At 51.3% G+C, this 13,944-nt stretch carries 14 protein-coding genes; 8 read left to right on the top strand and 6 right to left on the bottom strand.

Annotated elements, in window-relative coordinates; genetic code table 11:
* Positions 1–591, top strand: a 591-nt coding sequence (locus ACTF5Z_RS07870) for a helicase-related protein (RefSeq protein WP_438985162.1), incomplete at its 5' end; no start/stop codon positions are given.
* Here ACTF5Z_RS07870 and ACTF5Z_RS07865 read toward each other — a convergent pair.
* Positions 588–2,210 (bottom strand): FAD-dependent oxidoreductase, encoded by a 1,623-nt coding sequence (locus ACTF5Z_RS07865; protein WP_438985161.1) that lies wholly within the window; start codon positions 2,208–2,210, stop codon positions 588–590. The two genes, ACTF5Z_RS07870 and ACTF5Z_RS07865, sit on opposite strands and share 4 nt — an antisense overlap.
* Before the next feature lie 139 nt (positions 2,211–2,349).
* On the opposite strand from ACTF5Z_RS07865, the gene ACTF5Z_RS07860 reads away from it, so the two are divergent.
* Genes ACTF5Z_RS07860 through ACTF5Z_RS07850 form a run of 3 tightly spaced genes read left to right on the top strand, consistent with a single transcriptional unit; the run spans position 2,350 to position 4,967 of the window.
* On the top strand, positions 2,350–2,895 hold the full coding sequence (locus tag ACTF5Z_RS07860; protein ID WP_438985160.1) for a chorismate--pyruvate lyase family protein: 546 nt from the start codon (positions 2,350–2,352) through the stop codon (positions 2,893–2,895).
* 58 nt (positions 2,896–2,953) lie between these two features.
* Positions 2,954–3,823, top strand: coding sequence for a 4-hydroxybenzoate octaprenyltransferase (gene ubiA, locus ACTF5Z_RS07855; protein ID WP_438985159.1), 870 nt, complete (start codon positions 2,954–2,956; stop codon positions 3,821–3,823).
* 4 nt (positions 3,824–3,827) lie between these two features.
* Entirely contained in the window at positions 3,828–4,967 is a 1,140-nt protein-coding gene (locus tag ACTF5Z_RS07850; protein ID WP_438985158.1) for a GNAT family N-acetyltransferase, read from the top strand.
* On the opposite strand, the gene ACTF5Z_RS07845 is transcribed toward ACTF5Z_RS07850, so the two are convergent.
* Both ACTF5Z_RS07845 and yaaA read right to left on the bottom strand, forming a co-directional pair.
* Positions 4,964–6,421 (bottom strand): flavin-containing monooxygenase, encoded by a 1,458-nt coding sequence (locus ACTF5Z_RS07845; RefSeq protein ID WP_438985157.1) that lies wholly within the window; start codon positions 6,419–6,421, stop codon positions 4,964–4,966. The genes ACTF5Z_RS07850 and ACTF5Z_RS07845 overlap by 4 nt on opposite strands.
* A 23-nt stretch (positions 6,422–6,444) precedes the next feature.
* On the bottom strand, positions 6,445–7,224 hold the full coding sequence (gene yaaA, locus ACTF5Z_RS07840) for a peroxide stress protein YaaA (RefSeq protein ID WP_438985156.1): 780 nt from the start codon (positions 7,222–7,224) through the stop codon (positions 6,445–6,447).
* Between the two features lie 59 nt (positions 7,225–7,283).
* Between yaaA and ACTF5Z_RS07835 the strand changes: the two genes are divergently transcribed.
* The 3 genes from ACTF5Z_RS07835 to ACTF5Z_RS07825 are packed head-to-tail and all read left to right on the top strand — an operon-like array spanning position 7,284 to position 9,615.
* Positions 7,284–7,841: a TRAP transporter small permease subunit gene (locus ACTF5Z_RS07835; protein ID WP_423853430.1), complete on the top strand. Its 558-nt coding sequence runs from the start codon at positions 7,284–7,286 to the stop codon at positions 7,839–7,841.
* Positions 7,831–9,195, top strand: a complete 1,365-nt coding sequence (locus ACTF5Z_RS07830; protein ID WP_438985155.1) for a TRAP transporter large permease — start codon at positions 7,831–7,833, stop codon at positions 9,193–9,195. Before ACTF5Z_RS07835 ends, ACTF5Z_RS07830 begins: the two co-directional genes overlap by 11 nt.
* A 21-nt stretch (positions 9,196–9,216) precedes the next feature.
* Positions 9,217–9,615, top strand: coding sequence for an acyl-CoA thioesterase (locus ACTF5Z_RS07825; protein WP_438985166.1), 399 nt, complete (start codon positions 9,217–9,219; stop codon positions 9,613–9,615).
* On the opposite strand, the gene ACTF5Z_RS07820 is transcribed toward ACTF5Z_RS07825, so the two are convergent.
* Positions 9,603–10,781 (bottom strand): TRAP transporter substrate-binding protein, encoded by a 1,179-nt coding sequence (locus tag ACTF5Z_RS07820; protein ID WP_438985154.1) that lies wholly within the window; start codon positions 10,779–10,781, stop codon positions 9,603–9,605. The two genes, ACTF5Z_RS07825 and ACTF5Z_RS07820, sit on opposite strands and share 13 nt — an antisense overlap.
* A gap of 18 nt (positions 10,782–10,799) precedes the next feature.
* Positions 10,800–12,947 carry a DNA helicase II gene (gene uvrD / locus ACTF5Z_RS07815; RefSeq protein WP_438985153.1) on the bottom strand — a complete coding sequence of 716 codons (2,148 nt, stop codon included), beginning with the start codon at positions 12,945–12,947 and terminating at the stop codon, positions 10,800–10,802.
* A 117-nt stretch (positions 12,948–13,064) separates the two neighbouring features.
* Between uvrD and ACTF5Z_RS07810 the strand changes: the two genes are divergently transcribed.
* Positions 13,065–13,433: a hypothetical protein gene (locus tag ACTF5Z_RS07810; protein WP_438985152.1), complete on the top strand. Its 369-nt coding sequence runs from the start codon at positions 13,065–13,067 to the stop codon at positions 13,431–13,433.
* Position 13,434: 1 nt separating this feature from the next.
* Here ACTF5Z_RS07810 and ACTF5Z_RS07805 read toward each other — a convergent pair.
* Positions 13,435–13,944 (bottom strand): CBS domain-containing protein (locus ACTF5Z_RS07805; protein ID WP_438985151.1); only part of this gene is annotated, 510 nt, incomplete at its 5' end.

Here is a 13,944-nt window from a genome sequence, read left to right as displayed (position 1 = left end):
CAGCTAGCAGCTCAAGCCGCCGAAGCCGTAAGTGAGTCTTTACAAACGCAGCTCGCCGATTTACGTATTGGCTTGATACACGGGCGTTTAAAAAGCGCCGAAAAAGAGCAAATTATGGCCAGATTCGCCGCCGGTGACTTAGATCTACTGGTCGCCACAACCGTGATCGAAGTCGGAGTTGATGTGCCCAATGCGAGCTTGATGATTATTGAAAATCCCGAGCGCCTCGGTCTCGCTCAGTTACACCAGCTCAGAGGTCGGGTAGGGCGAGGCACCATCGCCAGCCACTGCGTCTTAATGTACCAAATGCCTTTATCGCAAACGGGCAAGGCCCGGTTAAAGGTCTTAAAAGATAGCCAAGACGGTTTTTACATCGCCGAACAAGACCTGCTACTGCGGGGACCTGGCGAACTCCTTGGCACTCGACAAACTGGCCTGATGGCCTTTCGCGTTGCCGAACTACCTTTACACGAAGACCTACTCGATGGCGCCGCCGCCATCGCCGATGACCTTATGCAACAACGCCCTGCGGTGGCAAGGCGTTTGGCACGACGCTGGACTGGCGAGCGCGCCGCCTACGCTGGTGCTTAGTCCAAGATAGGCGGCAACAATTTCTGCAGTGTCATTTTTTCTTTGATCGCGGTACCCGTTAAGGCAAAGCCCAATAAATCACCATTCGGCGCACGGAATTCCGCTTGAATGTTAGGCGCCTCGCCGAGTTCGTACCATTGACCTTCGGATCCGCGAGCAGGCGGCGCGACAATACAGGGGCATGCGGGCGTTTTAATGGCGACAGGCATTGCGGGGTACATAACTTCGGTAGGCTCACCAGTGAGAGTTTTGGCCAAAGCTTTGCCCGCTGCCACAAGTGGCGCCACGTACACCAGGACATGCCCTGCAACTTCGGCACAGTCACCCAAGGCATACACGTCTTTAGCATTGGTTGCTAAATAACGGTCGGTGATAATACCTCGACCGGTCGCCAAACCACTGTCAGCCGCCAACTGAATGCGTGGCCGCACACCTACAGCAGAGACGACAATATCGGCTTCGATCATGGTGCCATCATCAAGTTCAGCAACGACGCCAGAATCACGCTTGTGCACGGCTTTGACCAAGCGGCCAAAATGGAAGGTCGCACCCATTGACTCTAAGGCATTTTGCACAGAGTGACCGGCGTTTTCAGGCAGCAAGGTCGGCAAGCAGTAGCCGAGTGGATCGACGGCTTCAACCTCGTACCCACCATTCAACAAATCATTAGTGAACTCACAGCCAATAAGGCCACCACCAATAATGCAAAACTTCCTAGCTTGATGTTGCTCTACGGCCTCTCGGAAGGCGGCGTAGTCCTGCAAATCATTGACCGAATAAACTCGCTCCAGACCATCGCCCTGTAAAGGCGGGCGAATCACTTCGGAGCCTGCCGCCATAACCAACTGATCGTAAGCAAGCGTTGAGCCATCTTGGAAGCTTAAGACTTTGGCGTCAGTATCAATGGCCCTAACCATCGTGTGCGTCAGTACCGTCGCGTTTAAAGTTCTCGCCATGTCTTCGGCAGACTGCATAGCCAACTTATCGGCACTTAAATTCTTGGTAAACCCGGTCGACAACAATGGCTTGGAGTAATTGCTACCATCATCAAAGGTAACGAAGGTCACTTTGCGCTCGGCGTCATATTTACGAAATTCACGCACTAGCCCATAAGCGGCCATGCCGGTGCCGATGATCACCAAGCCTGCTTCATCACTAGCGGGAGCGGCTGCGCTTACAGGCGCTGAACCCTCAAGCAGCTCAAAGTCATCCTTACCTACGCCACAATCTGGACACAACCAGTCTTCTGGCACATCTGCCCAACGAGTCCCAGGAGGAATACCGTCATCGGGCCAACCCAGTTCTTCATCATAAATCAGGCCGCAGACAATACATTCCCATTTCGCCCACGGCGCATCACCAGCGACCGACGCTTTGGCGTCTTGTTCGGGTTCAATAGCGGATGCTGCAACTGCTGCTGTAGGTGATGTTTCCTCATGACTCGTGGTAATGGGGCTGGTATCAACACACTCAAAATCGTCTTTACCGACGCCACAGTCAGGGCACAGCCAATCCTCGGGAACATCCGCCCATAAAGTGCCTGCTGGAATACCATCATCCGGCCACCCTTCAGCCTCGTCGTAAACCAAACCACAAACAATACATTCCCAACGTGCCACAGCGCGTTCTCCACAAATTGATTCATTGCGGGTCACTATATAAGCCTCAAGTTTTTGTGCAACCCGCATATTGCTTAAATGGCAAAGCATACGATTCAGTGCTAGGCTTCGGCCCAAATTATCGAGGGATAAAATGGTCGTGTCACCGCGCATTGTTTGGCGCTCAGAGCATCAACGCATAGGCTTTGGTGACCGTCCACCTCGCGCGTTATTTGACCCCGGGTCACTCACGCAGTTACTTCGAAGCTTGGGTGATTTACAGGTCAAAAAACGCCTGCAAGATTGGTGCGTGCCCTATTTAGATGAACAGCTACTACTGGATAAGCAGGCAAGCCGCAATTTGGCACTCACGAGGGAAGTATCGCTGCATGTAAACAATGAGCCCTTTGTGTTTGCGCGCAGCATTCTTCCCAACACAACGCTGCAAGGACCCAATCGGTTTTTGCGTCACTGGGGCTCAAGACCTTTGGGGGAATTCCTTTTTAGCCACCCGCTGTGCCACCGAGGCATGTTTCAGTACACACGCATAGCAGGGAACCATGGCCTTTTGCCGGAAGATCTGCGCTCATCTAGGTCTTTGTGGGGACGCCGCTCGGTATTTTATTTAAACCAACAGCCCCTGATCGTTGCTGAGTTTTACCTACCCGCTTTCCTAAAGCGGCTGGTAAGTGATTGTAAGACCTAGGGCTTTTTTTAGCGGGGCAAAACACTTAAGCTTGCACAGCATCTAAAAAGGAAACCTCGTGCGCACCAAACTGTTAGGCTTCGCGCAACTCATGCGCATCGACAAACCCGTAGGCACACTGCTGCTGCTATGGCCCACCTACTGGGCACTTTGGTTAGCCAGCGGCGGCTTTCCCGAATGGGACTTGTTGCTTATTTTCACTGCAGGTGTGTTTTTAATGCGTGCCGCGGGCTGTGTGATCAATGATTTTGCAGACCGCGGTTGGGATGGGGGTGTAAAACGCACCTCATCACGACCTTTGGTGACAGGCGTAGTAACGCCCACAGAAGCCATTATTTTGTTTTTTGCCCTGATCACCCTCTCGTTTTTTTTGGTGTTGCTAACTAACCCCTTAACAATACTGCTGTCACTGGGCGCTGCTGGCATTGCGGCCATTTACCCGTTTGTTAAACGCGTAAGCCATTTGCCACAGATTGTTTTGGGTGCCGCATTCTCTTTTGGCATACCCATGGCGTTTAGCGCCACGCAAAATACTCTCCCGAGCGCTTTGTGGCTCATCTTTCTAGCGAACCTTCTTTGGACCATGGCTTACGATACACTTTACGCCATGGTGGATCGCGATGATGACCTCGTTGTTGGAATCAAATCAACCGCGATACTGTTTGGACAGGCAGATCGCTTGATTGTAGGTATTCTGCAAGCTATGACCTGTGCTCTGTGGCTATTGATGGCATGGCAGTTTCAACGCCACGAACCCGCCTACATCGGTATTATTGTGGCAAGCCTGGGCTTTATTTGGCAGCAGTGGCGCATAAAAGACCGTGCCCGCATGGCCTGCTTTCAAGCCTTTAGAGACAATATCCTTGTCGGACTCATCGTTTTTGTCGGTTTAGCCGTAGATTTGTATTTATACCCTGTTGCGGTGTAGCACTATGGAATTACGGTTTATCAGCTCGATACGCGATATCGATGCGGATGCGTGGGATACGTGTGCCAATACGGATTACCCTTTTTTACGCCACGACTTCCTGCTGGGCTTAGAAGACACTGGGTGTACCACGGCTAACGCTGGCTGGCAGCCATACCATTGCCTTCTGCTGGACGGCGATGACTTGATGGGAGCAATACCCACCTATCTAAAAACCCACAGTTACGGCGAGTATGTATTTGACTGGGCCTTGGCAGATGCCTGGCAGCGTTCGGGCTTACAGTATTATCCAAAGTTAGTCTCTGCCATTCCTTTTACGCCCTGTACCGGCCCGCGAGTGTTAATACACCCACACGCATCTGCGCCTGACCTAGTCGCCAAAACAGTGGTGCAGGGCTTGCAAGCAAAGGCCGACGACATCGCGAGCTCGTGGCATGTGTTGTTCCATTCCGACGCAGACCAATGTCACTTTGAAAACACCGGGATGCACGAAAGGCAGACTTGCCAGTTTCATTGGTTTAATCATGGGTTTGCTAATTTTGACGATTTTTTAGCGACTTTTAGCAGCAGAAAACGTAAGAACTTAAAAAAAGAGCGCGCCAAAGTCGACCAGCAAAACATCCAGATGAAGACCATCGAGGGGGAGGGCATTACCCCCGAAATATGCGAACAGTTTCACCGCTTTTACCAAATCACTTACGCCAAACGCAGCGGTCATGGCGGCTACTTAACGCAGCGTTTCTTTACCGACCTATTGCCCAAGCTACGCGACCAGGTACTACTGGTTTTTGCTTATGCCGAAAGCACCCCCGTAGCTGGCGCCCTCTATTTTAAAGACTCAAACAACCTGTACGGGCGCTATTGGGGTGCACTGGCGGAATTCGACGGTCTACATTTCGAAGCCTGCTATTACCAAGGCATTGAGTATTGCATTCGCAATGGCTTGCAACATTTTGACCCTGGCGCTCAAGGCGAACACAAAATCCAACGCGGTTTTGAACCCATAAGAACACACTCGCAACATTACATCTGCGACAAACGCTTTGATGCCGCTGTCGGGCGTTTCTGTCAAGAAGAGGTCGATCACGTGCGCGACTATCAGGCCGCTGCACGCGACTTGTTGCCCTTTAAACGAGAGGGTTAACCGTCAACGAGATCAAAATCACTCATTTCGGGCTCACGCATGTGGAAGTAGTAATTCGTGGCGCTATTCGGCCAGTTGTTAACCACTTTGCCCGCGGCGTTTTTGTACCAGCTTTGGCAAGACGCCACCCAAACGGTTTTGGTCATATCGCCCTGCATTTTCTCGTTGTAGGCACGCAAGACCCGCTTGTTCACTTCCATGCTCTTCAGCTGATGCGTCAACAACTTGGTAATACACTTCACAATGTAATTAACCTGTTGTTCAACCATAAAAATGATCGAGTTGCTGCCCAAGTTAGTGTTCGGACCATACAGCATAAAGAGGTTAGGAAATTCAGAGGTACACACGCCGCGATACGCCTCTGCACCCTCGGCCCATGCCTGTTTGAGCGACAAGCCGTCACGGCCATAGAAATCCACCGGAGCCATAAGATCCGTGGTTTGAAAGCCCGTACCGTAAATTAAAACGTCCGCATCCAGAACCTCACCGTCTTCGGTTTGCACACCCGCAGGAGTTATGCTTTGGATAGGCTTAGTCACCAAGTTCAGATTGGGGCGCGCCATGGCTTGATAATAGTTATCTGACACCAGAATCCGCTTACAGCCAATCGCGTAGTCGGGCGTGAGTTTCTGGCGTAACTTGGGGTCGCTAATGTGTTCTTCTAGATATTTTTTGGCGTCTTTGGCCAGCAACCACTGAAAGAATTTTTTATTGGCAATGGCGCCGTACATGATCTCGCCACGCAGAAATACGCCCAAACGATGCAGGCGCTGCAACCACGGAAAACGCGCAAAGCGCTGTTTTTCGGACTCGGTGTAGGCGCGGTCGTTGCGTGGCACCACATAATTGGCGCTGCGTTGGTATACGTGCACTTGCTCGGCCGCTTCCGCCACATGGGGAATAAACTGCAGTGCGCTCGCGGCATTGCCAATAATCGCAACTTTTTTACCCGCAAGGTCGATATCGTGATTCCAACGCGCCGAATGGAACGAGTCACCAGCAAAGGTATCGGCACCCTCAAACTCAGGCGTGAAGGGCACATTCAATTGGCCCAGACCAGAGACTAAAACTCGCGATTCAATTGTTTCACCACCTTTGGTGGTTACGGTCCACGAGCCGCGCTCGTCATCGTAATCGGCACGCTCGACCTCGGTATTGAATTGAATGTGATCATTCAAACCAAAGTGCGCCGCGCAATCGCGAAAATACTGCTTAATTTCATCGTGCAATGAATACACACGGCTCCAATTCGGGTTTAAGTAAAACGAGTAGCTATAAAACACCGAGGGCACATCGCAACCGCATCCGGGGTAGGTGTTGTAATGCCAAGTGCCAGCGACATCGCCGGAGCGCTCTAGGATCACAAAATCATTAATGCCTTTCTGCTTAAGTTGCACCCCCATGCACAGACCCGACATGCCAGCGCCAATGATAACCACTTGTCTTGTTGTCACGCTGTTTTCCTTTTGTATTGTTATTAGGCGGTATCGTGGTCCCGATAAAACGTCAGTGTTTTCGCATCTGATTGTTCGGGCACAAAATAGTAACCTTCTAGGTCAAAGTGTTGGCAGGCTTCTACCGCGTCAATTTGATTTTCGAGCACGTAACGCGCCATCAGACCGCGCGCTTTTTTCGCGTAAAAGCTAATCATTTTATACTGGCCATTTTTCAAGTCTTTGAATACGGGCGTCACCACCGTGGCATTCAAAAGCTTAGGTTTAACCGACTTAAAATACTCGTTGGACGCCAAGTTTAACAGCGTCTCTGCGCCAGCGGCTCGCAACTGGGCATTTACGGCCTGAGTAATTCGGTCGCCCCAAAACTGATACAAATTAGCGGCCTCGCCAACACCAAACTTGGTGCCCATCTCTAAACGATACGGCTGCATTAAATCCAGCGGTTTGAGCACACCATACAAACCCGACAGCATCAGTAAATGCGTTTGCGCATATTCTAAGGCTGCTGGCGATAAAGACTCGGCATCGAGCCCCGTATAGACATCACCTTTGAAGGCAAAAATGGCCTGCTTCGCGTTATCTGGTGAAAAAGGCAGCGTGAAATCCATGAACCTTTTGTGGTTTAACTCTGCAATCGCATTGCTCACACCCATCATATTTTGAATATCGTCAGGTGCCAAAGCTCGCAGCCCTTCGACGAGTGCTTCGCTATACTCGGTAAAGATTGGCTGAGTATGTGTATCAATAGCCGCGGGTGTTTCAAAATCTAGGGTCTTAGCGGGCGAAATAACCATCAACATGTCTGTGCCTCCTCTTACTAAAACAAGAACGATGGTACTGGGCTTCGGCTTTTTACGCTATGCTTAAGCTTCAGTTTGACGAAGGGATACCGGAGAATAAACCCTTGCAACCTTTTTTGACATTTAATGACCGCCTACAGCACGCGCTTGGGCTCATTCTTTCTTGGCTACTACTGGCCATGGCTCTCGTTACCGTCACTGTCGTGCTCCTACGCTACGGGTTTAATATGGGCACGATAGCGCTACAAGAGGGTTTGATGTACTTGCACGCTTGTGTCTTTTTAATGGGTGCGGGTGTTGCCCTAGGTCGAGACAGCCACGTCCGTGTGGATATTTTCTACCAGAGAATGTCAGCGCGAAATCGTGATTGGGTCAATGCGCTCGGCATTGTGGTGTTTTTACTGCCCGTCAGTGTGATCATTGGACTAAGCAGCTGGAACTACGTACACGAATCTTGGATCATCCACGAGGTTTCGCCCGAGCCCGGCGGTATTCCTGCTGTCTTTATCTTAAAAACGCTTATTCCGGTATCGATGCTGACCTTGTGCCTACAAGGCCTTAGCTTACTCATTACCTGTGGCGAGCGCTTAGTCGCAGGAGAGCAGCATGGACGGTAGTATCGCGCTACTCTTATTTGGCGCTATTTGCGCACTGCTATTATTCGGATTTCCGGTGGCCCTGACGCTTGGCGGCACCGCCTTGCTGTTTGCCGCCGTAGGTATCATTACACACACCTTCGACGCGAATTTATTGGCGGCCATACCGGCGCGGGTGTTCGGCATTATGACCAACGAAACTCTCATCGCAGTACCCTTGTTTGTGATGATGGGCGTGATACTCGAGAAGTCTAAAATCGCCGAAGATCTACTGGTCACCATGTCTAAGGCCTTCGGGCGCCACCCCGGTGGCCTGGGATTATCGGTGGTATTCGTCGGCATGTTGCTCGCTGCAAGCACCGGCATTGTTGGCGCTACCGTCGTTACCATGGGTCTACTGTCGCTGCCGAGCATGCTCAAAGCAAAATACTCACCCTCGTTGGCGGCGGGCACTATTTGCGCCACCGGCACGCTGGGGCAAATTATTCCGCCCTCCATTGCGTTGGTTCTTCTGGGCGATGTCATGTCTAATGCGTATCAGCGGGCGCAGCTTAATATGGGCATTTTTAATACCAAGACCGTATCTGTGGGCGATTTGTTTATTGCCGCCATTGGCCCCGGTGTACTCTTAGTATTCGCTTATGCGGCGTATATCTTTATTCGCGCACGCATCAACCCTGAGGTGGCACCCGCAGCAGACATCGAGCCCGCGTCCATGGCAGAGGTCTTACAAAGTCTACTGCCGCCCCTAGTACTGATCGGTATCGTACTTGGCTCCATCTTAGTTGGCGCGGCCACACCTACAGAAGCCGCTGGCGTCGGTGCAATTGGTGCCTTGATCCTAGCGTTACTCAAGCAGCGTATCAACAAAGCCCTGCTACAAGATACCTTACACCAAACCCTGAATGTAACCGCGATGGTGTTCTTGATTTTAATCGGCGCGACGCTGTTCTCGTTGGTATTTCGCGGCTTTGGCGGTGAGGAACTTATCCAGTCGGCCTTCGAAAATTTACCGGGCGGCGCCTTTGGTGCGGTATTTGTCGTGATGCTGGTGATTTTCCTGCTTGGGTTCATTCTGGACTTTATCGAAATCACCTTTGTGGTCGTACCTATCGTAGGTCCAATACTATTGATGATGGGCATTGACCCCGTTTGGTTGGGTATTATGATCGCGTTGAATCTCCAAACCTCATTTTTGACGCCACCCTTTGGGTTTGCCTTGTTCTACTTGCGCGGTGTCGCGCCCAGTTCGCTGACTACGGGCGCTATCTATCGCGGAGTAATTCCCTTTATAATAATCCAGCTAGCTGTACTGGCACTGCTTTGGGCTTGGCCGCCACTGGCAACCTATTTGCCCTCTGTTGTAAGCCCTTAAAACGAGTTTCTCATCATGAGCATGAACGATCTAGATTCTATCCCTCTGCCACAAGGCGATCTCGCCCTTCAAGTTGTGGCAATGCCAAAAGACACCAACGCCGACGGCGATATTTACGGTGGCTGGTTATTGCAACAAATGGATATAGCAGGCGGCGCGGTTGCCCGCGAAGTTGCCGGTGGCCGAGTCGCCACCGTAGCGGTATCGGGTATGTCATTTTTAACACCGGTTCATCTCGGCGCTATCGTATCGTGTTACGCAGATGTCTTAGAAGTTGGTCGCAGCTCAATCCGCATGGTGGTCGAGGTTTGGATTTCGTCGAAGCACGATGGCGAGCCCATTAAGGTCACCGAGGGTGTATTTGTGTTCGTCGCGATCGACCACAATGGCCGAACACGACAAATCGATCAGGGCGACTGAATCAAAAGCTCGTCGGCAACAACTTCGCGGGCATTGATATAAGCCCGCTCCGAGATCTGGTGATAGTCGCGGACGTTGCCGTAGAAGTGCGAAAACGACTTGTAAATTTTTGCCGCCATTGGGTCTGCTGCTATCAGTTCACCCAAAACCTCATTCGATGCTTTAGCCAAGGCCTGTAGTACTGAATCGGGTAAGCGGCGTAGTTCGACGCCATGGACATCGACCAACTCTTTTAAAGCCGTGTTGTTGCGCGCAGTAAATTCGTCCAGCATGTCTTGATTCGCCGCTCGAGCCGCCGCAGTCACAATGGCCTGCAGGTCAGGAGGCAGAGTCTCCAGCGACGTTTTATTGATAATAATTTCGAGCATCGCTCCAGGCTCGTGCCAACCTGGATAGTAATAGTACTTGGCCACCTGATGCAGACCCAAAGTCAGGTCATTAAAGGGCCCAACCCACTCGGCAGCGTCAATGACACCGGTTTCCAGCGAAGTATACAACTCACCTCCAGCGATTCTGACCGAAGAACCGCCTGCCCGCGCGAACACCTCACCAGCTAAACCCGGAATACGCATTTTTAAGCCGACCAAATCGTCAGGGGAGTTGAGCTCTTTATTGAACCACCCCGCCATTTGCACTCCGGTGCTACCGCCACTAAATGGCACCAAATTGAAGGGCTCGTAAAGCTCTCGCCACAATTCAATGCCGCCACCGTAATGAAACCAGCCGTTCATTTCTTGAGCAGTCATGCCAAAGGGGATTGCGGTAAAAAACACCGATGCAGGAACCTTACCCTTCCAGTAATAGGCCGCGCCGTGGCCGGCATCAGCGACGCCTTGCGATACCGCATCAAATACTTCAAAAGGCGGCACCAACTCACCCGCACCGTACACATGAACAGTCATTCGACCGCTGCTCATTTCATCGACCAAGCGCGCAAAGGTCTCGGCCGCTGAACCCAAGCCCGGAAAGTTTTTAGGCCAGGTAGTAACCATTTTCCATTTGATTTTCTGACTTGAAGCTGCAACAGCTGTTGGGTCGGCGCTAGACTGAACGCTTTGGCCTGTCATTCTCTCGTAAGTCCACAAGCCTAGCACGAGCAATAAAGCCGCGACCAAAGCCAGAATAATTGCAGGGCTCCAGCGTTTTTCTGTGTCTGTTACCGACATTTTTTATCCTTATCGTCGTTAAATCGCCTGTAAATTAGCATAATGAAGAACCAACCACTTGCTGCCTTCGGTATCAAAGTTTACTTCGACCCGCGCATGACTACCACGCCCCTCGAAATTCACCACCATACCCTCACCAAAAATCTGGTGGTATACGCGCTGGCCTAAGCTGACACCAGCATCAGGTACAGCGACATTTTGGGTCACTCGACTCACAGGTTGTGCGACAGTGGACTGCAAGCGCACTTCCTGTAGACATGTATCAGGTATTTCGCGCACGAACCGAGATATCGCGTTGTAGTTTTCGGTGCCATGCATCCGACGGGTTTCCGCATAAGTGAGCACCAACTTTTGCATGGCTCGAGTAATACCCACATAACACAGGCGGCGCTCTTCTTCCAGGCGCGTTGGATCTTGGCTCGACATTTGATGGGGGAACAAACCCTCTTCCATTCCCGCCAAAAACACCAGTGGAAATTCTAAACCTTTGGCCGAGTGCAGTGTCATTAGCTGAACACTGTCTTCAAAATCCTCGGCTTGTCCCTCTCCCGCATCTAAGGCCGCATTATCCAAGAACTGTTGAAGGGGAGTGATGCTCTCGTCATCTGCTCGAAACTGACCAGCGGCTACCACCAACTCCTGTAAGTTCTCGACCCGTGCCTGACCACGCTCACCCTTTTCTTTCTGGTGAAAGGCGATCAAACCCGAACGCTCGACCACATGATCGGTTAACTCACCTAAAGCTAACCCATCGGTTTGTTCATCTAAGGCTTCGATCAGCGACAAAAAACCTTGTAGGGCCGAGCTGGCTCGAGCGGGTAAGCCAGAACCACACAACTGAATCGCCGACTGCCACAACGACTGTGAATGATCGCGAGCAAAAGCACGTAGTGTCTCGATGGTTTTTGCACCAATACCACGAGTAGGCGTGTTAATGACCCGCTCGAAGGCAGCGTCATCGTTGCGATTGTGCACCAAACGCATGTACGCCAAAGCATTGCGAATTTCTAGGCGCTCGTAAAACCGCTGACCGCCGTAAATTCGGTAGGGAATATCGGCTCGTAAAAAAGCTTCCTCCAAGACCCGTGATTGCGCGTTGGATCGGTACAGTACAGCGACACTTGCGCGAGGGTTTCCATCGCGATGCCAGGCGTCGATTCTGTCGACAATAAAACGAGCTTCGTCGTGCTCGTTAAAGCCCGCATACAAATCGATTTTTTCGCCTTCGTCGCCCTCGGTCCACAGGTCTTTACCTAAACGGCCGAAGTTATTATCGATAACACCATTGGCCGCTTTTAATATGGTTTGGGTCGAGCGATAGTTCTGCTCTAAGCGAATCGTTTGCGTATCGCTAAAATCCTGACTAAAGCGTTGAATATTTTCGATCTTGGCGCCGCGCCAACCATAAATCGACTGATCATCGTCACCCACGGCCATCACCGGAATTTGGGCGCCCGCCAGAACTCGAAGCCAAGCGTATTGGACGGTGTTAGTGTCTTGAAACTCGTCCACCAAAATATGGCGAAATCGATTTTGGTAGTGCTTAAGCAAAGTGGGTTGGTTTAACCACAGCTCATGGGCACGCAATAACAGCTCGGCAAAATCGACGAGGCTGCTGCGCTCACACGCCTCTTCGTAAGCGGTGTAGGCTTTAACCATGGTTTGCAAATAAAAATCGCCACCCGCATCAATGTGCTTGGCTCGCAAACCCTCATCTTTTTGCGCGTTAATAAAGCCCTGAATTTGTTTGGGCGGCCAGCGGCCATCGTCTAAACCCAGCTCTTTGACAATGCGCTTAACCAGTCGCAACTGGTCATCGCTGTCTAGAATCTGAAAATTTTGCTGTAGCCCCGCTTCGCGCCAATGCGCCTTGAGCAAACGGTGCGCTAATCCGTGAAAGGTCCCTACCCAAAAGCCGTGGGTGCTTAAACCCAGCATTGACTCAATGCGCCCGCGCATTTCTTTAGCGGCTTTATTGGTGAAGGTAACCGCCAATAGCGATTGTGGCGAAAAACCCTCGGCACGAATCAGCCAAGCAATTCGGTGCACCAGTACACGAGTTTTGCCGCTACCGGCCCCCGCCAGTACTAAAGCATTGCCGGGCTCCGCGGCAACAGCTTCGCGTTGCGCGGGGTTTAATCCATCTAATAATTCAGTCACGTCCATGTGCTAAGTGTATCGAAAACCCAAGCCAGTCTCACCGAGAATACGCATCAAGGATGATAATTTCTTGAACAGATGTTATTTTAAGGTCTTCAACTGGACGATAATAGGAACAGACCCATGAAACTACTTTCTGCCGCAGTCTTAAGCTCAGCCTTACTTACCGGCCAGGCGCTGGCCTGTGATATGCCCACCAAGCCCACGTTACCTGATGGCAGCAAAGCAGAAATGGCGGAAATGGTTGCCGGTCAACAGGCGGTTAAAAGCTACCAGCAATCACTGGGCACTTACCGTGATTGCATTAATGCGGATATCGACAAAGCTGAGAAGGCAATGAAAGAAGCCAAATCAGAAGAGGATAAAGCCGCGCGGAAAGCGGAGCACGCCACCGCAGTTGCCAACTTTAATAAAGCCGTAGAAATGGAAGAAAAAGTCGCCGGCGAGTTTAACCTAGCCATCCGCGCGTTTAACGCAAAAAAGAAAAAGTAAGCTAAGCCTCCGGCTCAAGTTTCAAGCCGGCTGCTACAGCCCGCGCGCGCCAGAGTTCTCGGGCGCGCTCTTGCATATCGATATGGCCATCGGATTCATCCACGATCTCCATGCCCAGCATCGTCTCGACCAGATCTTCCATGGTGGCAATACCCAAAGGATCACCATACTCATTGACCACCAAAGCCATGGCAATACGGGCATCGACCAATTCTTGAATTAATATGGGTAGGGCTTTGTTCTCTAACACCGCAAGCAAGTCGCGCTTTAGACTCGCTAAACTGTCGGTGCCTTTACCCTGAGCGGCGACTAAGTAAACGTCGTCCTTACGGACAAAACCGACGATGTCGTCTTTGTTTTGATCATAAATCGGCACTCGGGAAAATCGCAAAGCAGGCTGCAGGGCCAATACCTCAGACACCAGCATGGATGCCGGTAAGGTGTGCATGACGGTTCTAGGGGTCATGACATCTTTAACGACCAAACCTCGAAAAGCCAACATGGCGTTAAT

Origin of the sequence: Aequoribacter sp., assembly GCF_965659035.1 — a bacterium.
Lineage (GTDB): Bacteria > Pseudomonadota > Gammaproteobacteria > Pseudomonadales > Halieaceae > Aequoribacter.
The sequence above is the reverse complement of the archived record's forward strand: the minus strand, read 5'-3'. Positions and strand labels throughout refer to the sequence as shown.

What these genes read in the sequence shown, in the direction of transcription:
- ACTF5Z_RS07850 (WP_438985158.1), top strand. Translation starts at nt 3,828, where the DNA reads ATGGAATTACGGTTTATCAGCTCGATACGCGATATCGATGCGGATGCG.
- yaaA (WP_438985156.1), bottom strand. Translation starts at nt 7,224, where the DNA reads ATGTTGATGGTTATTTCGCCCGCTAAGACCCTAGATTTTGAAACACCC.
- ACTF5Z_RS07835 (WP_423853430.1), top strand. Translation starts at nt 7,284, where the DNA reads ATGCTTAAGCTTCAGTTTGACGAAGGGATACCGGAGAATAAACCCTTG.
- ACTF5Z_RS07830 (WP_438985155.1), top strand. Translation starts at nt 7,831, where the DNA reads ATGGACGGTAGTATCGCGCTACTCTTATTTGGCGCTATTTGCGCACTG.
- ACTF5Z_RS07825 (WP_438985166.1), top strand. Translation starts at nt 9,217, where the DNA reads ATGAACGATCTAGATTCTATCCCTCTGCCACAAGGCGATCTCGCCCTT.
- ACTF5Z_RS07820 (WP_438985154.1), bottom strand. Translation starts at nt 10,781, where the DNA reads ATGTCGGTAACAGACACAGAAAAACGCTGGAGCCCTGCAATTATTCTG.
- uvrD (WP_438985153.1), bottom strand. Translation starts at nt 12,947, where the DNA reads ATGGACGTGACTGAATTATTAGATGGATTAAACCCCGCGCAACGCGAA.
- ACTF5Z_RS07810 (WP_438985152.1), top strand. Translation starts at nt 13,065, where the DNA reads ATGAAACTACTTTCTGCCGCAGTCTTAAGCTCAGCCTTACTTACCGGC.